This is a genomic window from Novosphingobium aquae, from assembly GCF_037572715.1.
Lineage (GTDB): Bacteria > Pseudomonadota > Alphaproteobacteria > Sphingomonadales > Sphingomonadaceae > Novosphingobium > Novosphingobium aquae.
The window spans coordinates 14,692-38,162 of sequence record NZ_JBBHJY010000011.1 but is presented as its reverse complement, the minus strand read 5'-3'; the positions used below and the strand labels follow the sequence as shown (position 1 = coordinate 38,162).

At 63.5% G+C, this 23,471-nt stretch carries 22 protein-coding genes; 6 read left to right on the top strand and 16 right to left on the bottom strand.

Annotation, left to right across the window (positions count from 1 at the left end; genetic code table 11):
• Positions 1 to 2 precede the first annotated feature (2 nt).
• From WG900_RS18220 to ccoN, 13 genes are all read right to left on the bottom strand, one after another.
• Positions 3 to 1,049, bottom strand: coding sequence for a sugar phosphate isomerase/epimerase family protein (locus tag WG900_RS18220; RefSeq protein WP_339969475.1), 1,047 nt, complete (start codon positions 1,047 to 1,049; stop codon positions 3 to 5).
• Between the two features lie 13 nt (positions 1,050 to 1,062).
• Complete coding sequence (locus WG900_RS18215) at positions 1,063 to 2,196, bottom strand: Gfo/Idh/MocA family protein (RefSeq protein ID WP_339969473.1); 1,134 nt, start codon at positions 2,194 to 2,196, stop codon at positions 1,063 to 1,065.
• Positions 2,193 to 3,113 carry a ThuA domain-containing protein gene (locus WG900_RS18210; RefSeq protein ID WP_339969471.1) on the bottom strand — a complete coding sequence of 307 codons (921 nt, stop codon included), beginning with the start codon at positions 3,111 to 3,113 and terminating at the stop codon, positions 2,193 to 2,195. Before WG900_RS18210 ends, WG900_RS18215 begins: the two co-directional genes overlap by 4 nt.
• Before the next feature lie 133 nt (positions 3,114 to 3,246).
• A complete protein-coding gene (gene hemN / locus WG900_RS18205; protein WP_339969469.1) occupies positions 3,247 to 4,560 on the bottom strand; it encodes an oxygen-independent coproporphyrinogen III oxidase in 1,314 nt (437 codons plus the stop codon).
• Between the two features lie 31 nt (positions 4,561 to 4,591).
• Complete coding sequence (locus WG900_RS18200) at positions 4,592 to 4,825, bottom strand: hypothetical protein (protein WP_339969467.1); 234 nt, start codon at positions 4,823 to 4,825, stop codon at positions 4,592 to 4,594.
• Positions 4,822 to 4,974 carry a cbb3-type cytochrome oxidase assembly protein CcoS gene (gene ccoS, locus WG900_RS18195; RefSeq protein ID WP_339969465.1) on the bottom strand — a complete coding sequence of 51 codons (153 nt, stop codon included), beginning with the start codon at positions 4,972 to 4,974 and terminating at the stop codon, positions 4,822 to 4,824. The genes WG900_RS18200 and ccoS overlap by 4 nt, the downstream gene beginning before the upstream one ends.
• A complete protein-coding gene (locus WG900_RS18190; protein WP_339969463.1) occupies positions 4,971 to 7,106 on the bottom strand; it encodes a heavy metal translocating P-type ATPase in 2,136 nt (711 codons plus the stop codon). The genes ccoS and WG900_RS18190 overlap by 4 nt, the downstream gene beginning before the upstream one ends.
• A complete protein-coding gene (locus WG900_RS18185) occupies positions 7,103 to 7,588 on the bottom strand; it encodes a FixH family protein (protein WP_339969461.1) in 486 nt (161 codons plus the stop codon). The genes WG900_RS18190 and WG900_RS18185 overlap by 4 nt, the downstream gene beginning before the upstream one ends.
• A gap of 2 nt (positions 7,589 to 7,590) precedes the next feature.
• A complete protein-coding gene (gene ccoG, locus WG900_RS18180; protein ID WP_339969459.1) occupies positions 7,591 to 9,024 on the bottom strand; it encodes a cytochrome c oxidase accessory protein CcoG in 1,434 nt (477 codons plus the stop codon).
• Positions 9,025 to 9,035: 11 nt separating this feature from the next.
• Entirely contained in the window at positions 9,036 to 9,977 is a 942-nt protein-coding gene (ccoP, locus tag WG900_RS18175) for a cytochrome-c oxidase, cbb3-type subunit III (RefSeq protein ID WP_339969457.1), read from the bottom strand.
• Positions 9,970 to 10,140 carry a cbb3-type cytochrome oxidase subunit 3 gene (locus tag WG900_RS18170; protein ID WP_339969621.1) on the bottom strand — a complete coding sequence of 57 codons (171 nt, stop codon included), beginning with the start codon at positions 10,138 to 10,140 and terminating at the stop codon, positions 9,970 to 9,972. The genes ccoP and WG900_RS18170 overlap by 8 nt, the downstream gene beginning before the upstream one ends.
• The gene (gene ccoO, locus WG900_RS18165) at positions 10,140 to 10,916 is read right to left on the bottom strand and encodes a cytochrome-c oxidase, cbb3-type subunit II (RefSeq protein WP_339969455.1); all 777 of its coding nucleotides are present in this window, start codon (positions 10,914 to 10,916) and stop codon (positions 10,140 to 10,142) included. The genes WG900_RS18170 and ccoO overlap by 1 nt, the downstream gene beginning before the upstream one ends.
• 14 nt (positions 10,917 to 10,930) lie before the next feature.
• Positions 10,931 to 12,586 carry a cytochrome-c oxidase, cbb3-type subunit I gene (gene ccoN, locus WG900_RS18160; RefSeq protein ID WP_339969453.1) on the bottom strand — a complete coding sequence of 552 codons (1,656 nt, stop codon included), beginning with the start codon at positions 12,584 to 12,586 and terminating at the stop codon, positions 10,931 to 10,933.
• Positions 12,587 to 12,872: 286 nt separating this feature from the next.
• Between ccoN and WG900_RS18155 the strand changes: the two genes are divergently transcribed.
• The 6 genes from WG900_RS18155 to WG900_RS18130 all read left to right on the top strand — a co-directional run bounded on the left by WG900_RS18155 (position 12,873) and on the right by WG900_RS18130 (position 20,954).
• Positions 12,873 to 13,547 (top strand): OmpW/AlkL family protein, encoded by a 675-nt coding sequence (locus WG900_RS18155; RefSeq protein ID WP_339969451.1) that lies wholly within the window; start codon positions 12,873 to 12,875, stop codon positions 13,545 to 13,547.
• A 170-nt stretch (positions 13,548 to 13,717) separates the two neighbouring features.
• Entirely contained in the window at positions 13,718 to 15,112 is a 1,395-nt protein-coding gene (locus WG900_RS18150) for an aromatic ring-hydroxylating oxygenase subunit alpha (RefSeq protein WP_339969450.1), read from the top strand.
• Between the two features lie 258 nt (positions 15,113 to 15,370).
• Positions 15,371 to 17,227 (top strand): flavin-containing monooxygenase, encoded by a 1,857-nt coding sequence (locus WG900_RS18145; protein ID WP_339969448.1) that lies wholly within the window; start codon positions 15,371 to 15,373, stop codon positions 17,225 to 17,227.
• A 13-nt stretch (positions 17,228 to 17,240) separates the two neighbouring features.
• Positions 17,241 to 18,647 (top strand): aromatic ring-hydroxylating oxygenase subunit alpha, encoded by a 1,407-nt coding sequence (locus tag WG900_RS18140; RefSeq protein ID WP_339969446.1) that lies wholly within the window; start codon positions 17,241 to 17,243, stop codon positions 18,645 to 18,647.
• 104 nt (positions 18,648 to 18,751) lie between these two features.
• Complete coding sequence (locus WG900_RS18135) at positions 18,752 to 20,173, top strand: aromatic ring-hydroxylating oxygenase subunit alpha (protein ID WP_339969444.1); 1,422 nt, start codon at positions 18,752 to 18,754, stop codon at positions 20,171 to 20,173.
• An 85-nt stretch (positions 20,174 to 20,258) separates the two neighbouring features.
• Complete coding sequence (locus WG900_RS18130; RefSeq protein ID WP_339969442.1) at positions 20,259 to 20,954, top strand: Crp/Fnr family transcriptional regulator; 696 nt, start codon at positions 20,259 to 20,261, stop codon at positions 20,952 to 20,954.
• A gap of 114 nt (positions 20,955 to 21,068) precedes the next feature.
• On the opposite strand, the gene WG900_RS18125 is transcribed toward WG900_RS18130, so the two are convergent.
• From WG900_RS18125 to trpS, 3 genes are all read right to left on the bottom strand, one after another.
• Positions 21,069 to 21,506 carry a hypothetical protein gene (locus WG900_RS18125; protein ID WP_339969440.1) on the bottom strand — a complete coding sequence of 146 codons (438 nt, stop codon included), beginning with the start codon at positions 21,504 to 21,506 and terminating at the stop codon, positions 21,069 to 21,071.
• A gap of 125 nt (positions 21,507 to 21,631) precedes the next feature.
• The gene (locus WG900_RS18120) at positions 21,632 to 22,309 is read right to left on the bottom strand and encodes a DUF4136 domain-containing protein (RefSeq protein ID WP_339969438.1); all 678 of its coding nucleotides are present in this window, start codon (positions 22,307 to 22,309) and stop codon (positions 21,632 to 21,634) included.
• 145 nt (positions 22,310 to 22,454) lie between these two features.
• Positions 22,455 to 23,471, bottom strand: coding sequence for a tryptophan--tRNA ligase (trpS, locus tag WG900_RS18115; RefSeq protein WP_339969436.1), 1,017 nt, complete (start codon positions 23,469 to 23,471; stop codon positions 22,455 to 22,457).

Sequence of the window (23,471 nt, the reverse complement as noted above, 5' to 3'; positions counted from 1 at the left end):
TATCAGTCCAGCCCGAGCACTTGCCGGACAAAGCCCAGATCCGCCCCAGTTCCGGCGAAATCGTCAAACGCCTTGTCGGCCTTGCGGATCATGTGGCGGGCAATGAAGGGTGCGCCTTCGGCCGCTCCCTGTTCCGGGTGCTTGTAGGCGCATTCCCATTCCAGCACGGCCCAGCCATCATAGCCGTAGTGGCCCAGCTTGGTGAAGATCTGCGTGAAATCGACCTGCCCGTCGCCCAGGCTGCGGAAGCGGCCCGGGCGCTCGGTCCAGCCCGAGTAGGAGCCATATACGCCGGCCTTGCCGTTGGGGCGGAATTCCGCGTCCTTGACGTGGAAGGCCTTGATCCGGTCATGGTAGAAATCGATGAACTGCAGGTAGTCGAGCTGCTGCAGCACGAAGTGCGACGGATCGTAGAGGATGTTGGCGCGCGGGTGGTTGTCCACCACTTCAAGAAAACGTTCGAAGGTCACGCCGTCGTGCAGGTCCTCGCCCGGGTGCAGTTCGTAGCAGGCGTTGACGCCGCATTCGTCGAACACGTCAAGGATCGGCTTCCAGCGGCGGCCCAGTTCGGCAAAGCCCTCCTCGACCAGACCGGCGGGGCGCTGCGGCCAAGGATAGACCGTGTGCCACAGCAACGCGCCCGAGAAGGTCGCGTGGCTGGTGCAGCCGAAGCGCTGGCTGGCCTTGGCCGCCTTCTTCATCTGGTCCACCGCCCATTCGGTGCGGGCCTTGACGTTGCCGTGGACCGATGCCGGGGCAAAGCCATCGAACAGCGCGTCATAGGCCGGGTGACTGGCGACAAGCTGACCCTGCAGGTGGGTGGAAAGCTCGGTCACCTCGACGCCGTTGGCGCGGCAGATACCGGCGATTTCGTCGCAGTAGTCCTGGCTCTCTGCCGCCTTGTCGAGATCGAACAGGCGCGCGTCCCAGGTGGGGATCTGCACGCCCTTGTAGCCGAGGTTGCCCATGTACTTGGTGATCGCACCCAGCGAATTGAACGGCGCTTCGTCTCCAGCGAACTGGGCGAGGAAGATGGCGGGACCCTTCATTGCAAAACCCTCTTCAAAGATCGACCCAGACCGCGCCGCGGCGGCTGGATTCAAGGCTGGCGGCAAGGAACTTCATGCCGGCCAGCGTGTCTTCCATCGTGGCATAGCCGGGCTCACCGCTGGCAGCGCCGCGCAGTTCGTTGCCGAAAGCCTGATAGATGTTGGCGAAAGCTTCAAGATAGCCTTCCGGATGGCCACCCGGTGTGCGCTGGATGCTCAGCACTTCGGGCGAAAGGTAGGCGCGGTTGGCACCGGCGTTCCAGATCTCAGTCGGCTTGTCGCGGTAACCGATGCGCATGGTGTTCGGCTGTTCCTGCCGCCAGTGCAGTCCGGCCTCGTCGCAATAAACGTCGATGGCGAGGTCGTTGATGTCGCCGACCAGCACCTGTGATGCCGTCAGAGTGCCCTTGCCGCCGCCCGAAAGATGGAACAGCGCCGCGCCGTCATCGTCGATGAAGCGGCCGTCCAGCATGGTCAGTTCGGCGCAGATGCGGGTGATACGCTCGCTGGTGATGAATTCGGCAAGGTTGGCGGCGTGGGTGCCGATGTCGCCAAAAGCGCCGGCATCGCCCGACTGCTTGGGATCGACGCGCCATGCGGCCTGCTTGTTGTTTTCAAGGTCGGCAGCGCGGCTCAGCCAGTCCTGCGTGTACTTAACCGCGACGCGGCGGACCTTGCCGAACTTGCCTGAAGCGATCAGCTCGCGCGCCTGCTTGACCAGCGGGTAACCGGTATAGGTGTGAGTTACGGCTATACGTCTTCCGGTGCGGGCGGCGGCATCCGCAATGGCCTTGGCGTTCTCCATCGAATCCGCGAGCGGCTTGTCGATGATGACGTCGAACCCGGCCTCAAGCGCGGCGATGGCAGGCGCGGCGTGCATGTGATTGGGGGTGACGATCGAGACGGCCTCGATCCGCTGGTCAGCGGGAAGCGCGAGTTCCTTTTCGATCATCTCGGCAAACGAGCCGTATGCCCGCGCCGGATCAACGCCGAGTTCAATCCCGGATGCGCGTGACTTTTCCGGGGTCGACGAAAACGCCCCCGCCACCAGTTCCCAATTGCCCGCAATCCGCGCGGCAATGCGGTGGACCCCGCCGATAAAAGCGCCTTGTCCGCCGCCGATCATGCCATACCGTATAGGCTTCACTTGCCCTGCTCTCCCACTGTCGGTTTTGCCGCACTGGATGGCGCAGCGCCGCATTCGTTGCCATTCAATTTGAGCACCCAGCCAACAGAATTGGCCATCAGCTGGCGGTTTTCCGGCTCGGCCCAGCTTTCTGCTCGGTGCCCAAAAGCTGAATAGACAAAGCGGCCTTTTCCGACGCAGCGCGACCAGACCATCGGATGGTCGCCCATGCGCAGATCCTTCTTGAACATGCCGACCGGATTATAGGTCTTCTCGTCAACCGTGATCAGGACATGCGCGCCGGCGGTGCGCGGCGACTTGTCGAACGAGTACCATTCCTCGATCCGCTGCCACGTAGCAGGCAGGCCTTGCGCGGCGGGATGGGCCTTGTCCTCGACATTGACGGTCGCGGTCTGGAACTGCGGGTCCATGGTGTGCTGGGTGAATGTCGCGCCGATCAGGTCATTGATGTACCAGCCCCAGGCCTGGTGCGAATTGTCACCCGCGGCATGGACGCCGACATAGCCGCCGCCCTGTTCGAGCCACGCCTTGAACGCAGCCTGCTGGGCGGGGGTGAAAACGTCGCCGCTGACATTATTGAACACCACGGCGTCAAACCTGGCGAGCACTTCGGGCGAGAAGGCCGCGCCGTTCTCGGTCTGGAAATAGCCCCAGCCCTTCTGCTCGGCGAGATCGGCGAAAAAGGCGTTGCCAGGCGGAATCGATTCTTCGTGGCGGAAGGCGTTGGTCTTGGAAAAGACGAGGATCGCCGGGCGCGGCAGGTTGGCCGGGATGGCGGGCGGGGTCGTTTCATGGACGTGCAGTCCGCCGAGGAACACGCGCTGAACTGTATCCCAGTTACGCCACAACAGCACGGCAAATACCGCCAGCATTGCCAGCAGCAGCCACATCACGACCTTGAGGACTTTGCGCAGCATCGATTCTCCCTGCCGGCCAAATAAACAGAATCTTGATTCTATTTCTAGTCCGAATCTCAAGGAAATCGGCCTGACCAAAGCCTGATAGCAAGGTCTTTAGGGAATTCAAATATACGATTGGTCTATTTTTATATTAAACCGCAGAGCTGAAGCGGTGCTGGCTCTGGCCGCGGTATCCATCGAACAGTGCGGCGATGGTGCGGGCATAGGGGAGGCCCCCTGCCGCGATCGTCAGCCATGCGCCGTCGATGCTGGCCAGCCCGCGATCGATGAAGGGGGCGAGCTGGGGGGCCAATGATGCGAGCCACGCCGCGCCGACTTCCGCGCGGCCATGGCACAGCAGCGCCTCGATCACCGCGCCGCGCCGGCGGTCATCCTCGCTGCGGATGACGCCCAGCATGCCGGGTAGCCGGTCCTGACTGATCATCATGCCATACCGCCCGGCGTTCTTCTCGTTCTGGACGATGACCTGCGGGAAGCAGCTGATCGCGGTGGAGCCAAGCCCGACGAGGACGTCAGACCTGTCATCGGTAAAGCCCTGAAAATTGCGCTTCAGGCTGCCATCTTGCACCGCCTTGGCCATCGGGTCACCGGGCAAGGCGAAGTGGTCGAAGCCGACCTGGACATAGCCTGCCTTGGTGAAGTGCTCGAAGCCGAACTGCGCCATAGCGAAGCGCTCGGCCTGATCGGGCAGGACAGTCGCGTCGATGCGGCGCTGGCGCGGGATCATATGCGGCACGTGAGCATAGCCGAACAGCGCGACCCGGTCCGCGCCGAGCGCGACCGTTCGGTCAAGGCTGTCCTTGAGGTCGTCCATCGTCTGGCCGGGAAGGCCGTACATAAGGTCGAAGTTGAGCGAGGTCACCCCGGCGCGGCGCAGCAGGACGGTCGCCTGCTCGATCTGCTCGGCAGGCTGGACGCGGCCGATGGCGGCCTGAAGGTTGGGCGCAAAGGTTTGCACGCCAAGGCTCGCTCGCGTCACGCCGACAACCGCCATCACCGTTCCCCAGGCCGAGGTCAGGTGGCGGGGGTCGATCTCCACTGACCACTCGGGGCTTTCCAGCGGCATGTGCAGCGTCAGCGCATCGGCGAGCCGGACGAAGTCGGTCGGCTGCAAGGCGTTCGGGCTACCGCCGCCAAAGGCGATGCGGCGTACCCGGGCATCCTTGCCCAGCTTCACACCGGTCAGCGCAATTTCGTGGTGGAGCGCGTCGAGATAGGCCTCAAGCCGGCTGCGCTTGTTGGCCGCGGCCGTGTTGCAGCCGCAGTACCAGCAGATCTGCTCGCAGAACGGGATGTGGATATAAAGTGAGATGTCGCCGGAAACCTGCGCCAGCGCTGCTTCCTGCTCGGCCAGGCCGACCCGGTCGCTGAACTCCACCGCAGTCGGGTAGGACGTATAGCGCGGCACCGGCACGCTGAGCAGTTCGGGATAGTAAGGCCACATGCAGCTTAGATTGCAGACGGACGTGCGCCGTTCATTGCGGCGCATCAAATTGGCGCTGAAGCTTCTTGCGATTGCCGCCGGAATGGCACGCCTTGGCGCAGCACGGGGCGGGATCGGACTTGCCGGGCAGCGGCAATTCGATCGAGCGGACCACGCCGTTGCCGCTGCAGATGAGCATGGTCATGCTCCAGGCCTGCGCCGGTGCCGGGGCGAAAGCGGCCGGGATCAGCGCGGCAAGGCCGAACAGGGGGCGTAGCGAAATCACGGCAGGGGGCCTTCCTCGTCAATCAGGATGCGGTTGGCCGCGCCGTCCATGTCTTCGTATTGCCCGCGCCGGAGTGACCAGAAGAAGGCGCCGAGGCCGATGCTTCCCATAATCAGGGCGAGCGGCAGAAGGAGAGCGATCGAGTTCATCGGGCGGCCCTTGCCAGACGGAGCGAATTGGCGACGACGATCACCGAGCTTGAGGACATCGCCGCTGCCGCCATCAGCGGGGTCAGGTATCCCGCCATGGCCAGCGGCACGGCGAGCAGGTTGTAACCGATGGCGAGCACGAAGTTCTGCCGCACCACCGCCATCGTCCTGCGTGATGCCGCCACAGCGCGGGGCAGGGCGAGCAGCGATTCGCCAAGGAACACCATGTCGCTGGCGCTGCGGCCAACGTCGCTGGCCGAACCCGGCGCAATCGAAGCATGGGCGGCGGCGAGGGCGGGGCCATCGTTGAGCCCATCGCCGGCCATCAGCACGCGTTCCCCTGCGGCTTGCAGGCGGGCGATAGCATCCTGCTTGTCGGCGGGACTGGCAGCGCACTGGGCCGTGAGGCCAGTGTCGCGGGAGATCGTTGCCACGGCGGCGGCGTTGTCGCCCGAGAGGATCGAGGCTTCGATGCCCATCGTCTTCAGGCGAGCAATGGCGGCGGCGCAATCGGGGCGCAGCGCATCCGCGAAGGTGATCAGGCGCACCGGCTCGCCGGTAATGTCGAGCGCGGTGGCCATCGACTGGCTCGCATCCGGGCGGCGCAGCGCGACCTTGCGGCCGGCGTGGTGCGCAGACATGCCGTGCCCGGCAATCTCTGTGATGTCTTCTAGCGTAACCGCCGTCACCCCGCGCTGCGCCAGTGCCTCGGCCAGTGCACGGCTGAGCGGGTGCGAGCTGTTCGAAGCGAGTGACAGGGCGATGGCTGCGGACTTAGGTGACAAGGCATCCAGCGCGCGTGGATCGGGGACCGGTCGGCCCAGCGTCAGCGTGCCCGTCTTGTCGATCAATAGGCGGGTAACTTGCGCCATGCGTTCGAGCGCGGTCGCGTCCTTGACCATGACGCCCTGCTTCATCAGCGCGCCCGAGGCGACGACCTGCGCGACCGGCACGGCGAGGCCAATGGCACAGGGGCAGGTGATGATCAGCACCGAAATCGCGATGACCAGTGACTGGTACCAGCCGGCGCCCATGACCAGCCAAGCGATCCCGCTGACCAGCGCAAGCGCGTGGACGGCAGGCGCATAGAGCTTCGAAGCACGGTCGGCGATGCGGACATAGGCCGAGCGTGATTGCCCCGCGGCTTCCATGACCCGGGCGATCTCGGCGAGCGCCGTGCCTTTGCCTGCTCGGCTGACTTTCACGTCGACCGGGGCATCGAGATTGAGCGTGCCGGCGAGTACTTCGTCGCCCTGAGTGGCGGGGATAGCGGCGCTTTCGCCCGTGAGCAGCGAGCGGTCGAAGCGGCTGGCTCCGGCAGAAATTGTGCCATCCGCCGCCAGCCGTTCGCCGGCGGCAATCCGCATGACCATGCCAGGAACGAGATCGCGCGCGGCGAGCCATTCGATCGTGCCAGATCGCCCGACAACCAGCGCGCCGGGAGCAGCCTGCCGCATCAGGGCATCGACCCCGGCGCGGGCGCGGTCGCGCATCATCGCGTCGAGCGTGCGTCCGGCGAGGAGGAAGAACAGCAGCATCAGCACGCCGTCGAACCAGGCGGTGTGGCCGCCGCTGAACGTCTCGAAGAGGCTGAGCGCGGTGGCCAGAGTGACGCCGATGGTGATCGGCACGTCCATATTGGTGCGCCAGTTCCGCACCGCGCTCCACGCCGAACTGAAGAACGGCATGCCCGAATAGACGATGGCCGGAACCGCGATCAGCGCCGAAAGAAGGTGGAACATCTCGCGCGTGGCGCCGTCGGCACCGTTCCACACGCCCACCGACATCTGCATCACGTTCATCGCGGCAAAGGCGGCAACGGCGAGCGGGGCGAACAGCGCGCGGGCGGCAGAACGCGGCGGGGCGTCGTCGTCCTCGCGCGGCTGGCTGGCAAAGCCCGCGCCGGAGAGCGCGGCGACGATCCGGGGCGTTGTAACGCTGCCGGCATGGCTGACGCGCACTTGCCGCGCGGTCAGGTTGACGCGGGCCGAAGCCACGCCCTCAATGGCGCGCAGCGCGCCCTCGACCTTGCCCATGCAGCCCGCGCAATGCATGCCGGGCACGACGAGGATCGTCTCGAGCAGGTCCTCGGACGGCTGCGACTGGCGCCCGGTCTGGAGGTGCGCGTTCATCGCACATCCTGTTCGGTGCGGAATCGATCCGCCCCCGCAGCGACTTCGATGCGCAATGTCCAGCGGCCCGGTGCCAGTGCTTCACGCGACAGGAAGGTGCCGTCCGCGCTGCGCTCGAAGGTGAAATCCTGCGACTTCTCAAAACCCAGCGGGTGGCGCGCAGTGGCAGTGATCGCCACGTCCTGCTTGCCGGCGAAGGCGATCGCAATCCGGTTGTCGTCCAGCCGGCGCGCCTGCGCGGTCCAGCCGAGCGCCTTTTCCTTCGCGGCCTCGTCAAGCCAGGTGTTGAACTTCTGGCTGGCGACATAGGAATTGTCGACCACCTGTCCGCCGAAGCTGCGCGAAGCCAGGGTGGCCATGGTGAAGTTCACCGCGACGATCACGCCAAAGAAGCAGATCATCACTGCTGCCATGTGGCGGCCGGTGAAGGTCCGGGGTGGTGAAGGCTTAGGTTTGAGAGGCTGGGGACTTGCCTTGCTCATGGTCATTCTCCGGGGGTGCTGAAGTGCGTTTCGGAACGGTCGCCGCCGCCTTCGGCATCCTGTGCGGCAAGGACGAAAGCGAAATCCTGTCCGGCGGTGCCGGCAGGGGCCATGACATAGGCGCGGACCGGCAGGGTGGTATCCGGCGGCACGTCGATGGAAAGTTCACGCGCCGCCTTCTCTCGCGGCATGGAATCGGTCCACATCACCGCGCCGGGCAGGCCTTCAATCGTCACCTTCATCGGGCGCGGGCGGTTTTCCATGTTCTTGAGCTTGAAGGTCCAGGCATTGCGGACCTCGCCCTGACTCAGCAGCATGAAGGGCGGGTTGCGATCCTTCTGGATGGCCAGATCGATGTGCTTGCGCGTGCCGAGCGCGAAGAGCAGGCCGGCGCCAATGGCGCACCAGATGGCAAGGTAGACCAGCGTGCGCGGGTGCCAGATCAGCTTCAGGTGCGAAGTGGCGGGGGCACCGGCCTTTTCGCGCTCGGAATCCTCAAGCGTGGCATAGTCGATCAGTCCGCGGGGGCGGCCGATGTCCTTCATCACGCGGTCGCAGGCATCGATGCACAGCGCGCAGGTGATGCAGCCGATCTGTGCGCCCTCGCGAATGTCGATCCCGGTCGGGCAGACGGCAATACACTGGCGGCAATCGATGCAGTCACCAAATGCGCCGGGGTTCTTCTCGGCCTTCTTGATCGAGGCGCGCGGCTCTCCGCGCCAGTCCTTGTAAGTGACGATCAGGCTCTTTTCATCGAGCATGGCCGACTGGATACGCGGCCAGGGGCACATGTAGATGCACACCTGTTCGCGCATGAAGCCGCCAAACCAGAAGGTTGTCGCGGTGAGCACGGCGACGGTGGAATAGGCGATAGAGGCAGCCTCACCGCTCCAGAATTCGCGCCACAGGGTCGGCGCGTCGGCGAAGTAGAGAATCCACGCGCCGCCGGTAGACATCGCGATAGCGAGGTAGATCGCCCACTTGAAACCACGCCGCGCAATCTTGGCCGGACCCCATGGGGCGGCTTCAAGCCGAAGCTGGGCATTGCGGTCGCCATCGAGAAACCGGTCGAGATGCTGGTAGAGGTCGGTCCACACCGTCTGCGGGCAGGCATAGCCGCACCAAGCGCGCCCGACGGCGCTGGTCACGAGAAACAGACCAATGCCCGCCATGATCAGCAGACCCGCCACAAGGTAGAATTCCTGGGGCCAGATCTCGATCGAGAACATGTAGAACCGGCGATTCGCCATATCGATCAGCACGGCCTGATCGGGCGCATAGGGACCGCGATCCCAGCGCAGCCACGGCGTGACGTAATAGACCGCAAGGCAGCCCAGCATCACCAGCCATTTCAGGCGGCGGAACTTGCCGTCCACCTTGCTGGGGCAGACGGCCTTGCGCTTCTCGTAAAGCCCAGTGGCGACCGGGGTGGACATTTGACTGGCCTTTATTTGCCCTGTGCGGCGGTTGCAGCCGGGGGGACGGCGGCGGGGACTTCAGGGGCAGGGGTGAACTTTTCACCCCCACCGAGCGAGTGAACGTAAGCGGCAAGCATCTTGATCGTCACCGGATCAAGGCGCGTGCCCCAGGCCGGCATCTGCCCGGCATGGGCGACGTTCACGCTGGCGCGGACCTGTGACGGGTTGCCGCCATAGAGCCAGATGGCATCGGCAAGGTTGGGTGCGCCGAACTGGCGCAGGCCCTTGCCGTCCGGCCCGTGGCAGGTGGCGCAATTGGCGGTGAACAGCGCCGCGCCCGAACCGGTTGGAGCTGCCTTGCCCGTCAGCGACAGCACGTGGTTGGTGACGTCAGTGACTTGCGCCGGGGTCAGGATGCCGTCCTTGCCGAAATTGGGCATCAGGCTCATCCGGGTGGCGGCATTGTCGGGCGAACGGATGCCATGGATCAGCGTGGTTTCGATGGCCTTCAGGTCACCGCCCCACAGCCAGTCGTTATCGGCCAGGTTGGGGTAGCCGGCAGCGGTGCCGGGCGCACTGCCTCCGCCCTGCGCGCCGTGACACTGCACGCAGTTGACGCGGAAGGCTGCCTTGCCGCCGGCGACTGCAGCCGCCAGCAGTTCGGGCTTGCCGCCCAGTTCCTCGATGGGAACATTGGCAAGATCGGCGCGGACCTTGGCGTGAATGGCATCGCCTGCTGTTGTTTCTGCGGCGAGCTGCCCGCGGCTGGTCCAGCCCCACAGGCCCTCGGTGCCTTTCGACAGCAACGGGATGGCGGGATAGACCACCACATAGCCGATCGCGAACAGGATTGAGGCGTAGAAGGTCAGCACCCACCAGCGCGGCAGGGGCGTGTTGAGTTCCTCGATGCCATCCCATTCGTGGCCGACGGTTGCCGTGCCGGTGGCTTCATCGATCTTTTGGTCAGCCATTGTCGTCTTCCTTGAAGATGCTCATCGCAGCGTCATGGTTGCGGCTTTTCGCGCCGGGGCGGAACGGCCAGAGGGCGCATGTCCCGAAGGTCACGACCATGAGCAGCAGGCCCCAGCTGTCAGCCAGCTGGCGAAGGGTTTCGTAAGTCGAGTGCGGGGACATCACCGGCCCTTCTCCTTGGCAAGGTCTTCCTGAGCCTTGACGGCATTGACGTCGACCATGGTCCCCAGCACCTGCAGGTAGGCGACCAGCGCGTCCATTTCGGTGAGGCGGCTTGGATCGCCGTCAAAGTCACGCACTTGCGCCTTGGGATACCGCTTGGCGACATCGCCGGCGTTGAACGGATCGGCCTGGCCGACAAGGTCCTCGTTCGCCTTGGCGATCTGGTCCTTGGTGTAGGGCACGCCAACGTAGGACAACGCGGTCAGGTCAGCCGGTGCATCGCCGACCTTCAGATCGCGGGCCTTGAGGAAGGCATAGGGCGGCATGATCGATTCCGGCACCACGGCGCGCGGATCGGTCAGGTGTTGGACGTGCCATTCATCCGAATAGCGCTTGCCGACGCGGGCAAGGTCCGGCCCGGTGCGCTTGGAGCCCCACTGGAACGGATGGTCGTACATCGATTCCGCCGCCAGGCTGTAGTGGCCATAGCGCTCCACCTCGTCGCGGAAGGGGCGAATCATCTGGCTGTGGCAGGTGTAGCACCCTTCACGCACGAAGATGTCACGGCCCGCCTGTTCAAGCGGCGTGTAGGGGCGGACCCCGGCAACCTTCTCGATCGTGTTGTCGATCCAGAACAGCGGCGCGATTTCCACGATGCCGCCGATGGTCACGACAAGGAAGCTGAACACCGCCATCAGGGTGATGTTGCGCTCCAGCTTCTTGTGGCCGGAGAAGATGTCCTTTTTCTCAGAGGACATGGCTTTATCAGAAGACATGGTTTCGGTTCCTCTCAGGCGGCAGCAGGAGCGGCGGGGGCGGGCAGCGGGTGATCGCGGGCAGCGTCAAAGCTGGCATCGCCCATCGGCACTTCCACGCGCAGTTTGCCGGCGATCGTCTGCCAGATGTTGATCACCATGATCACGGCCCCGGCGAGGTACATCAGCCCGCCGACAGCGCGCAGGATGAACATCGGGTGCAGCGCAGCGACGGTTTCGACGAAGGAGTTCACGAGGTAGCCGTCGGCTCCGTACTCTCTCCACATCAGGCCCTGCATGATGCCGGCAACCCACATCGAGGCGGCGTAGAAAACGATGCCCACGGTGGCCAGCCAGAAGTGCCAGTTGATCATCCGAAGCGAATAGATCCGCTCGCGCTTCCACAGGCGCGGTGCGAGGTAATAGAGTGTGGCGAAGGTCACCATGCCGTTCCAGCCCAGCGCGCCGGAATGAACGTGGCCGATGGTCCAGTCGGTATAATGCGACAGCGCATTGACCGAGCGGATCGACATCATCGGGCCTTCGAAGGTGCTCATGCCGTAGAAGGCGAGGCTCATCACATACATGCGGATGATCGGATCGGTGCGGATCTTGTCCCAGGCGCCGTTCAGCGTCATCAGGCCGTTGATCATGCCGCCCCAGCTCGGCATCCACAGCATGATCGAGAAGACCATGCCCAGCGTCTGCGCCCAGTCGGGCAGCGCGGTGTAGAGCAAGTGGTGCGGACCCGCCCAGATGTAGAGGAAGATCAGCGCCCAGAAGTGGATGATCGACAGCCGATACGAATAGACCGGGCGTTCGGCCTGCTTGGGCACGAAGTAGTACATCATGGCAAGGAAGCCGGCGGTGAGGAAGAAGCCCACCGCGTTGTGGCCGTACCACCATTGGACCAGAGCACCCTGAACGCCTCCCCACACGGGGTAGGACTTGGAGCCCATCAGGCTGACCGGAATGTTCAGATTGTTGACCAGGTGCAGCAGCGCCACGGTCAGGATGAAGCTCAGGTAGAACCAGTTGGCGACATAGATGTGCGGTTCCGCGCGGCGCGCCAGCGTGGCGACGAAGACCACGAGGTAAGCCACCCAGACCACGGTCAGCCACAGGTCGACGTACCATTCCGGCTCGGCGTATTCCTTGCCCTGGCTGATGCCCAGCAGGTATCCGGTCGCGGCGAGCACGATGAACAGCTGGTAACCCCAGAACACGAAACGGGCGAGGCCGGGGAAGGCCAGCCTCGCCCGGCAAGTGCGCTGCACCACGTAAAATGACGTGGCGATAAGCGCATTGCCTCCGAACGCGAAGATCACGGCCGAAGTGTGCAGAGGCCTGACCCGCCCGAAAGTCGTCCATTCCATGTCGAGATTGAGCGCCGGGAACGCGAGCTGCAACGCGATGAACAGACCGGCGGCAAAGCCCGCCATGCCCCAGAACACCGTGGCGATCACGCCCCAGCGGATCACTTCGTCGTAATACTTGCCGCGATCCTCCGGCACGGGCGCCGCGCCTGTATAGTCCGCCCCGCGCAATACGAAGACGAGGGCGATCAGCGCGGCCAGCGCGACGATTCCCATGTGGACAGCGAAGCCCCAGTCAGCCGATGCGGCTACTGCGACGATGGCGAAAAAAAGCACGACCAGCCATAAGCCGGCGCGCGACACAACACGTTCCATGAGGCCTTCCCTCTCAGGACAATATGACAGTGCCGGCGGGCGATCCCCGATGGGAATATCCCGTCGGCACGCATCGGCCCTGCGCCCCTTGCCGCGCTGCAACATTGACCCGGATCAAATTGCCGGCGCGGGGAAGAATATTTCGCATTCGCGCACGATTTTGCGCTCGATCAAGAATTCGGCTGATCTCGGTCAATGCCGGGGTGCGTGATCTGGGCAAGAGACGGCCCCGACGCCGCACAAAACCTCGCATGGGGCGGGGAAGCGGCCAAAAATGAGGGATATCATGAAGAAGATCGCGATCACCGCCGCGCTGCTCGCAGCTGCTGCCGTCTCTGCGCCCGCCCAGGCCGGCGACGCCGCTGGCAAGTGGCAGGTCAAGGTGCTGGCCACCGGCGTTCTGCCTGATGGCAAGATCAACACCGGCAAACCCGTGATCAACGCCGGCGTGCTCAACGCGACGAACGACACGCAGGCGAACGACAATGTCGTGCCAACGCTGGCGGTGGAATACTTCGTCTCGCCGAACTTCTCGCTCGAAACGATCTGCTGCTTCACCACGCACCACGTATCGGTAACCGGTACGCCGGCGCTGTCGAACGCGATGGATCACGTGATGATCCTGCCCGCCACGCTTACGCTGAAGGCGCATATGCCAGTTGGCGCGTTCAAGCCTTATGTCGGTGCGGGCGTGGCCCACTTCTTCGTCTTCGGTGAAAAGCCGGGCTCCAGCCTGCCTGCTGCCGTGACTTCGGCCAAGCTTGACGACACCTTCGGTGCAGTCGTTCAAGGCGGCGTGGACATCGCCGTGGGCGAAAGCGGCATGGGTATCAGCCTCGACGCCAAGAAGTACTTCATCCAGCCGCGGTCGCACTTCTATGCCGGCGCTGTCGAAGTGCTCAGCGCCCAGCACAAGCTCAATCCCTGGGTGATCAGCGGCGGCGTTTCCTACCGCTTCTGATTGGCTGATTGATCTTTGCGAGCCGGCAGGGGGACACTCCGGCGCGCAAGCGGGGACGCGTATCGCCAATGCGATGCGCGTCCTTCGCTTTTTTGCGCGGGGTCAAAGCTTCCATCCTGCTGCCCGCGCCATCCACTGCGGCAAGCCCAAGCGGCACTCAGGAGGATGCGATGAACGAGATGACCACTTTCGTCGACCGGTCGAACAATCAAATGCCCGCCGAACGCCACGGCGTCGAAGCCTATATCAGCCCCGAATACGCCCGCGCCGAACAGGACAAGCTGTGGCGCAAATGCTGGCTGCAGGCGGGCCGGCTTGAGGATATTCCCGAGGTCGGCAACTTCATCACTTACGATATCCTGACCGATTCCGTCCTGATCGTGCGGGCCAAGGACGGCACCGGCCCCGGCGCGATCAAGGCCTTCGCCAATGTCTGCACGCACCGTGGCCGGCGGCTGGTCGATACGCCCAAGGGCGAACGCAATGCCCACGGCAGCCGCGCCAATTTCGTCTGCGGCTTCCACGCCTGGACCTTCGACGTCACCGGCGACAATGCCGGGGTCTGCTCCTACATACAGCAGAAGGGCGAATGGGGCGGCGTGCTGAATGACGCCAATACCCGGCTGGGCGAATTCAAGGTCGACACCTGGGGCGGGTTTATCTGGATCAACCTTGATCCGGGTGCCGAGCCGCTGCGCGATTACCTTGAACCTGCCGCGACGATGCTCGATCCGTTCCAGTTGCAGAACATGCGCACCCGTTGGCGCTATTGGACGGTGTTCGACTGCAACTGGAAAGTCGCGCTCGAGGCGTTCAACGAGACCTATCACGTTGCCGGCACCCATCCGGAGTTCATGGCGTTCGGCGATTTCACCGGCTGGGGCCGCCAGCAGGGCAAGCACAGCCACATCGGCTATGACCTGCCCAAGGATGCCGACCCGACCTTGGGCGAGAACAAGGGCAAACTGCGGCTCGGCACCGGCGATCCGCGCGTCGCCACGGCGGAAATGCAGAAGTACACCTGGGAAGGGGTCAACACCAACACGACCCAGACGCTTTACGAAGTGGCCCAGACGCTGCCCGACGTGCTGCCCGAAGGCACGCCGCCCGAAGAGGTATTGAAATACTGGCTCGAAACTGCCCGCGCGAAAGATGCGGCGCGCGGCGTGGTCTGGCCGACGGTCGATACCGCACATACGGCGGCGAGCGGCACCAGCTGGCAGATCTTTCCCAACCAGCAGATCGGCCACGCGGTGAACAACATGCTCTGCTACCAGGCGCGGCCGTGCGGTTTTGACCCCGACAAGTGCTATTTCGAGGTCGCGGTCTATGAGCTCTATCCGGAGGACGGCGCCCCCGAAACGCAGTGGAGCTACCTCGCGCCCGACCAGTTCCCGCACGTGCTGCAGCAGGATTTCTCCAACATGGCGGCTGTTCAGCAGGGGATGAAGAATGTCGGCTTCCGGGGGAATATGCCCAACCCGAAGAACGAGGGCGCGGTGACGAGCCTGCACCGCAATTTGGCGAAATACATGGGGACGGGCGCGCCGGAAATGGTGCGGTAGGCCTGCCCACCCCCTCTCGTCATCCCGGCGCAGGCTGGGACCCAGCAGGCCTATAACCCGTTGCGCAGCGGCTCCGCGTTTTTCTCTCGCGGGAAAGGGCGCTGCCGCGTCCGTCTTGTCGCATTGGGTCCCGGCCTGCGCCGGGATGACGAGAATGGTGCGGCGCGCACTGTTTGACCCAAATCAACGCACCCCCTTCCGCGACTCGCTAGCCACTAATCAACAACACTGTTGATTAGATGTTGCTGGAGAGCTGCCATGTCGATCTACAAGCCCACTGTCTGCCCCGAAGTCACGCCTGAGCAGAAAGCCGCACTGCACGCGAAATATCTCGCCGAGCGCGATCGGCGCCTGAAGAAGGATCACAACGACCAGTACGTGCCCGCCAGCGGCAAGTGGAAGGACATCTACGAGGTCGATCCCTATACCTCCGTCGCCCCGCGCGATGCGATCACCGGCGAAACCGACTGCGTGATCCTGGGTGCCGGCTATTGCGGCATGATGGTTGCCCACCAACTCAAGAAGGCGGGCATCGACCAGTTCTACAACGTCGATCACGGCGGCAACTTCGGCGGCACCTGGTACTGGAACCGCTATCCCGGCATCCAGTGCGACAATGACAGTCTGGTCTATATGCCGCTGCTGGAAGAGACTGGCTACATGCCGTCCAAGAAGTTCGCTGACGGCTACGAGATCCACGACCATTGCCAGGTGATTGCAGATCAGTTCGGCCTGCGCGAAAACGCCCTGTTCCACACTCTGATTGAAAGCCTGAAGTGGAACGCCGAGACCAACCGCTGGCATGTCGGCACCAATCGCGGCGATGACATCAAGGCGCGTTTCGTGGTGCTGGCCATGGGACCGCTCAACAAGCCCAAGCTGCCCGGCATCCCCGGGCTCGACCAGTTCAAGGGCAAGGTGTTCCACACCGCGCGCTGGGACTATGACTATACCGGCGGCGAATGGCGCAATCCGGAGCTGACCAAGCTGGCTGACAAGAAGGTGGCGATCATCGGCACCGGCGCCACGGCAGTGCAGGTAGTGCCCTACCTCGCCAAATATGCCGCGCAGACCTATGTCGTGCAGCGCACCCCTTCGACCATCGATGTGCGCAACAACCGCCCTATCGATGCCGACTGGTATGCCAGCCAGGAACCCGGCTGGCAGGAAGCGCGCATCCGCAACTTCCACCATGCCGCGATGGAACGGCTGGCCCCCGGCGAACCCGATCTGGTCGAGGATATCTGGACCGAGATCAGCAAGAACGTGAATGCCGAACTGGAAGCCGAGGGCTGGCCCGAGGAAACCGCCGAACAGTTCTTCGCCCGCCGCGAAACCATGGATTACCGCGTGATGGAGCGGCTGCGCGCCCGCTGCGACATCGTCAAGGACCCCGCCACGGCCGAAGCGCTCAAGCCCTATTACCGCTATCTGTGCAAGCGGCCGGCCTCGAACGACGATTTCTACCCCTGCTTCAATCAGGACAACGTGACCCTGATCGACGTCGCCGAAACGCAGGGCCTTGAGCGGTTGACCGAGAACGGCTTCGTCCACAACGGCGTCGAATACGAGATCGACTGCCTGATCCTCGCCTCGGGCTATGAAGTGACCAACGACCTTGACCGGCGCTGGGGCATCAAGACGATCGAGGGCGAGGGCGGCCTGTCGATCTACGATTACTGGCGCGAGGGCTTCCAGACCTATCAGGGCATGACCGCGCACCGGTTCCCCAACATGTTCTTCACCGGCTTTACCCAGGCCGGGGCCAACGCGTCGAATTCCAAGACCTTTATCGATCAGGGGTTCCACATCGGTTACATCGCCAGCGAGGCCCTGAAGCGCGGCGCGGTGCGGATCGAACCCGATGCCAAGGCGCAGGAAGATTATATCAAGCTGCTGCGCTCGATCGCGGTCGATACCTCCGAGTTCGCCAACGAATGCACGCCGAGCTATTTCAACAACGAGGGCGACCAGAAGAAGAAGCGCGGCATATTCGGCGAGCCATGGGGGCATGGCTATTACGCCTTCACCGACATGCTCGCCGCCTGGCGTGAGGCGGGTGAGCTGGAAGGGCTGAACCTCTCGTTCGAACCCGTAGCCGAACCGGCCGAGTGAGGGAGCCAGCGCCATGAACAAGCCCGAGAAGATCGTTGCGGAAGACCTTTCCGAAGCCGTCACCTACCCGCCCGAGGCCTTCATCAGCCGCGAATATGCCGAGGCCGAGCCGGACAAGCTGTGGTCAAAGGTCTGGCAACAGGCCGGCCGCGTCGAAGAGCTGAAGGCGGTGGGTGACTACATCACCTACAACATCTGCCACGATTCGATCCTGATCGTCCGCGACACACCTGAAACACTGAAGGCCTATCACAACGTCTGCACCCACCGGGGCCGGCGGCTGGTCGGCAACAATACCGGCGGCGGACCAAAGACCGTGGCGCAGGACAAGGGCGCGCATTCGGCCCGGGGCAGCCAGATGAAGTTCGGCTGCAATTACCACGCCTGGACCTTCGACCTTGCCGGCGATGCCATTTACATCCCGGACAAGGAAGACTGGCAGGGTGCGCTCGACAATGTCTGCACCAGCCTGACCCCGGTGCAGGTCGATACCTGGGGCGGGTGGATCTGGATCAACATGGATCTGGACGCCGGGCCTTTGCGCGAATGGCTGGAGCCGGTCGCCTCGCTGATTGACCCGTTCGAGTTCGAGAAGATGCGCTACCGGTTTCGCTACTGGGGCATTTTCGACTGCAACTGGAAGGTGGCGCTGGAGGCTTTCCTTGAGCCATACCACGTGCAGGGCACGCATCCGCAGCTGATCAAGTACGGAGATTTCTACTCGTTCTCGAAGGCCTTCGGTTTCCACGGCCAGACCGGTTTCGATTCGAAGGCGCACCGCGATGCGGGGACGGCAGTCGAAACCTCGGTCCACCGCGCCGCCGGAGACGGTGATCCGCGCACGACCATCGCCCAGATGCAGGCCGAATACTGGGAAACCATCGGCGCATCGACCTCGGAAACGCTCGTCAAGACCGCCCAGCGCCTGCCGCTCGAACTGCCCGAAGGCACGCCGGCGGGTGAGGTTCATCAGTACTGGATGAAGATCGCCAAAGAGGCCGACGCTGCCCGAGGGGTGACCTGGCCGGACCTCAGCGACGCGCAGGTTGCCGCGGCTGGACTTGCCCTTTCGATCTTTCCCAACGTCAACTTCATCCCGGGGCCGACCTTCAGCCTCGCCTACCGGGTGCGGCCATGGGGCACCGATCCCGACAAGTGCATTTTCGAAGCCGTTGCGCTTGACCGCTTCGGCGAGGGTGAAGAACCCGAGACCGAGTGGACCTTCGTCGAGCAGGATCTCGACAAGTGGCCTTACGTCATCGCGCAGGACATCTCGAACATGGTCGAGATGCAGCGCGGCTACAAATCGCGCGGGTTCAAGGGCAACCTTCCCAACCCCTGGCAGGAACGCAAGGTCACCAACCTGCACCGCGGCCTCGCCCACTTCATGGGCACGGGGCACCTGAAGCGCATTGACTGAAGCAGGTGGGCCAATCGCCGGGGCGTTGCCGCGATTTGCGGAAGATCAAGGCCTCGGCGGGGGGGCTGCCGCAGGTTCAGGACATAATTTGAGAGGATACCAAGATGGCCGATTTCGACGCGCGCGACAGCCTGATTGCCGCCGGCAACCCCTTCAAGGTCACCGATCCGGAGAAGATTCCGGCAAAGCGCTTCTACGACGAGGAATACTTCCAACTCGAAAGCGATGCGGTGTGGAACCACTCGTGGCAGATGGCGACCCGGTTGGAGAACATCCCCAATATCGGCGACTGGACGGAATATACCATCCTCGGCAAGTCGGTGCTGGTGGTGAACACCAAGACGGGCGTTAAAGCCTATGCCAACCACTGCCGCCACCGCGGCGTTCCCGTCGCTGGCGGGAAGGGGAACGAACACGGCAACTGCGCCAAGACCGGCTTCATCTGCCCGTTCCACGGCTGGCGCTGGAACATGGATGGCGAGAACACATTTGTTTACGGCAAGCATCTGTTCAATCAGGACGTTCTCAATCACGAAGAGCTTAACTTGATCCCGGTGCGCTGCGAAACGCTGGGCGGCGAGGCTTATATCAACTTCGATAATTCCGCGCCAAGCTTGCGCGAGTGGATGGGCCCGATCGCCGATGCGCTCGACGTGCGCAACATGGCCGATATGCGCGCCGAATGGTGGTACGGCACCGTGCTCCCGTCGAACTGGAAGATCGCGATGGAGGCCTTCCAGGAGGGCTACCACGTGATGAAAACCCACCCGCAGTTGCAGCACGCAACGCCGGTGCTCTACAACGCGCGCTATGGCGACGAGACCGGCGGCCTTGGCCCCGGCATCGACCCTCAACTGACGACCCGCCAGCACGTCGACCAGCATTTCCGCCAGATGGAACTGCTCAACGAAGGCATGGCCGGGCTGATCCATACCAAGGAAGTGGAAATCGCCCGCAGCCTGGTCGATGCCGAATTGCCCGAAGACCCGGCGATTGGCGTGCCGATGTGGTTCGGCATGGTTCAGGATGCGATCAGCAAGCAGCTCAAGGCTGCAGGCGAAAACGTGCCTGACCTCAACGCCGTGTGCCAGTCGCACCCGGTCGAGGCGCTGCAGTTCCTGTTCCCCAACCACTTCCTGCTGATCTACTTCACCGGCATGACCAGCTACCGCGTACGCCCGCTGACGGCGGAAACCTGCCTGTTCGAGATCTGGTCGCTGACCCACATGGCACCGGGTACCGAAACTCCGGTGCCGATGGATCCGATTATCTTGCCGTTCGATTCCAAGGACTTTCCCAAGATTCCTCAGCAGGACTATTCGAACATTCCGATCCAGCAGAAGGGCATGCATTCGCCCGGTTTCGAATACATGCGCCTGTCGAAGGACCGTGAAGGGCTGATCAGCAACAACCACCGCACCATCGACGCGATGATCGAGGGCAGGCCGCTGAGTCAGGTGGCGCAGGCGGTGCACAAGCTGGCCTATAATTTCGACGGCGCGATCATCGAGGATCTGGGCTTCTGACTTGGTATGCCCGGGCGATTGTTGTGATCGCCTCGCAGCACTTGTGATTGCCGGTCGAGCCGCACTCTGATAGGTCCGGCCGGCAATGTCCTCCTGCGATACCTGCCTTGTCCGCAATCGCGCCATCTGCTCTGCCCTTTCGGGCGCAGAGGTTGAGGCGCTGAACACGATCGGACGACACCGCACGCTCGAACCCGGGCAGTCGCTGATCTGGGAAGATGACGAGTCCATTCTCGTCGCCAATGTGGTCGAAGGGGTGCTCAAACTCTCCACCGGCACCGAAGACGGGCGCGAACAGATTGTCGGCGTAGTCTATCCGGCGGACTTCATCGGACGGCCTTTCGGCGGGCGCACCGGCCATTCGGTAACGGCCCTGACCAGCGCCAAGGTCTGCGTGTTCGGTCGTCGCGATTTCGATGAATTCGCCCGCAACCACCCGGCGCTTGAACACAAGCTGCTCGAACGGACGCTTGCCGAACTCGAACGCACCCGCAGCTGGATGCTGCTGCTCGGTCGCAAGTCGGCGAGCGAGAAGGTGGCGACTTTCCTGATCGACATGTCCGAACGGCTGGTGGACACGGGCTGCGAAGGCGATGGCGCGTCCCTGTCGCGTTTCGAACTGCCGTTCTCGCGCCAACAGGTTGCCGACGTGCTTGGCCTGACGATCGAGACGGTCAGCCGCCAGTTCACCCGCTTGAAGAGCGAAGGCGTGATCGACCTGCCTTCGCGGCGCGAAATCGTGATCCGCAACCGCGACGAACTGGAAGCCCAGGCGGGTTAACCCACCCCGTCATCCCGGCGCAGGCCGGGATCCAGTCTAAGCAAATAGCAGTCGTCGCTTTACGACGGCTTTCTTTTCTCCGCTGGGTCCCGGCCTGCGCCGGGATGACGATAATTACTTGGTCGGCTTGCCCTTGGGGGCATCCGTGTCGCCCTCATCCTCGTAAACGACCGGCAACTTGGGCGCTGACTGGCGCGGGGCCTTGGTCCACTTGGCCTTGGCCGGGTCCTTCACGGCACCCACGATGATCTCGTAATCCTCTTCCGGCACCGCCTGCTCGGCGGCTGCGGGCGCGTCCTGCGCTGCGGCGGGCAGGGCGGCAAGGGTCGCCGCACCCATGGCGAGCGCGGCAAGCGCGGCGCGGGCCGGGACCTTGTAGCTGACGCAGACCGATCCTTCACATGCCGCTAGAAAAGCACGGCGATCGGGCTCGTTCATCGCGGTGAGGTCATGCACTTCGCGCTGGCACATGCGGCACATGGAGCCGTCCATCAGTTCGGCAAGCTGCGACTTGTAGGGGCACGGTCCGGTAACCACAGGGAACTTGCTCATCCCGACTCTCCCCCTGTTTGATGGAATACTATACCATCAGTTCGGGTTAGCAAGTGGCGGGCGCACAAGCGAAAACGGGCCCGCCGCAGTGGCGAGCCCGTTTGAAATCCGGCCCTGTATCGGGCTTACTTGCGCTTCTTTTCCGGAGCGACAGTGATCCGCACAGTCTCGCCCGAGCGGCCCGGGAAGTCAGTGAACATGGCCTCGACCAGGTTTGGCACCAGATAGCCCAGCCGGTTCGAGGTCGATACCGCCTCGGCCTTGCCTTCGAACAGTCGGCGGCCATCGGTGCGGCTATCGATCTTCATCTCGATGCCGCTGGTATAGACGGTGTAGCTGTCCACGCCGCCGTCGAAGAACGGATCGTGCCAGCCGTAACCCCAGGCACCGTATGGGCGGTAGCCGAACGAACGGTAGGGGCGGCCATAGAAGCCGCCGCGGCCATAGCCGTACCACGGACCCCAGAACGGATCGCCAGCGAACCCGGTGGAGCGCACACGCTCCCGCCCCTTGTCGACGCCATAGTCGAAGCGGACGAGCAGGTTGGCGTTCTCAGGACGGGCAGGCGAATAGCCGAGCGAGGCCATGCGGGCCTCGACTAGACGGGCGTACTGCGAAAATTCCAGCCCACCAGCGAGCGCGGGATCATCCGCGACAACGGCAAAGGTCTGGCCGGCCGGGGCCGGAAGCTGCGATTCAAAGCGCTTCACATTGGCGGTCAGGCCGCTTGTGCAGGCGGAAAGCGCCAGCATCAGCGGGGCGGCGACCAGCGCGAAACGAAGACTGTGGCGGCGTGTATTCATCTCTTGTCCCCAAGACTTGATCCGAAGAAGGCGAGGACGTGGCCGAATGGCCGCAAAGACGCCGAGTCTTCGGAATACATGAACTTGCCTTAAGTTCCCGGCGCTGAACAGGGGTTGAATGTTTAGCGCGGCTCCGTGCGGTTCATCAGCGCACGAGCCCCAGCGCGGCGTAAGTGGAGTCCAGTGTCGGCATGGCCAGCGCGCGTGCCTTTGCCGCGCCGGCGCGCAGGATGGCGTCGAGCGCGGCGGTGTCGTCCTTCAGCGCGATGAAACGCGTGTTGATCGGTGCCAACTTAGTGACCAACAGTTCGCCCAGCGCCGGCTTGAACTTGCCGAAACCTTCGCCGCCGAACTCGCCCAGCACTGCTTCTACGGTCGTGCCGGAGAGCGCAGCATAGATACCGACAAGGTTCGCGGCTTCGGGGCGCCCTGCGAGGCCATCCTTGTCGGACGGCAGCGGCTCGGGGTCGGTCTTGGCCTTCTTGACCTTCTGCATGATCGTGTCGGCCTCGTCGGTGAGGTTGATGCGGCTCATGTCCGAAGGGTCAGACTTCGACATCTTCGCAGAACCATCGCGCAAGCTCATGATTCGGGCGGCTTCGGGCGGGATGATCGGATCGGGCAGGGTGAAGACCGGCGCGTCTTCGGATGCGAAGTCGTTGTTGAACTTCTGCGCGATGTCGCGGGCCAGTTCGAGGTGCTGCTTCTGGTCCTCGCCCACGGGAACATGGGTCGCCTGATAGAGCAGCACGTCGGCGGCCTGCAGCACGGGATAAGTGAACAGAGCGATGCTCGCGCCCTCACGGTTCTTGCCCGCCTTGTCCTTCCATTGCGTCATGCGGTTCAGCCAGCCCATCCGGGCCGTGCCGTTGAGCAGCCATTGCAGCTCGGCATGCTGGGGCACCTGTGCCTGGTTGAAAAGGATCGACTTGTCGGGATCGATCCCGCAGGCGACCAGCGCGGCGACCATCTCGCGCGTGTTGGCGGCGAGATCAGCCGGTACGTGCGGCATCGAAATGGCATGAAGATCGGCAAGGAAATAGAGCGATTGCCCGCCATTTGCAGCGACATCATCCTGCATCTTCACCCAATTGCGGATCGCCCCCAGGTAATTGCCGAGGTGGAGATTGCCGGTGGGCTGGATGCCGGAAACGATACGCAT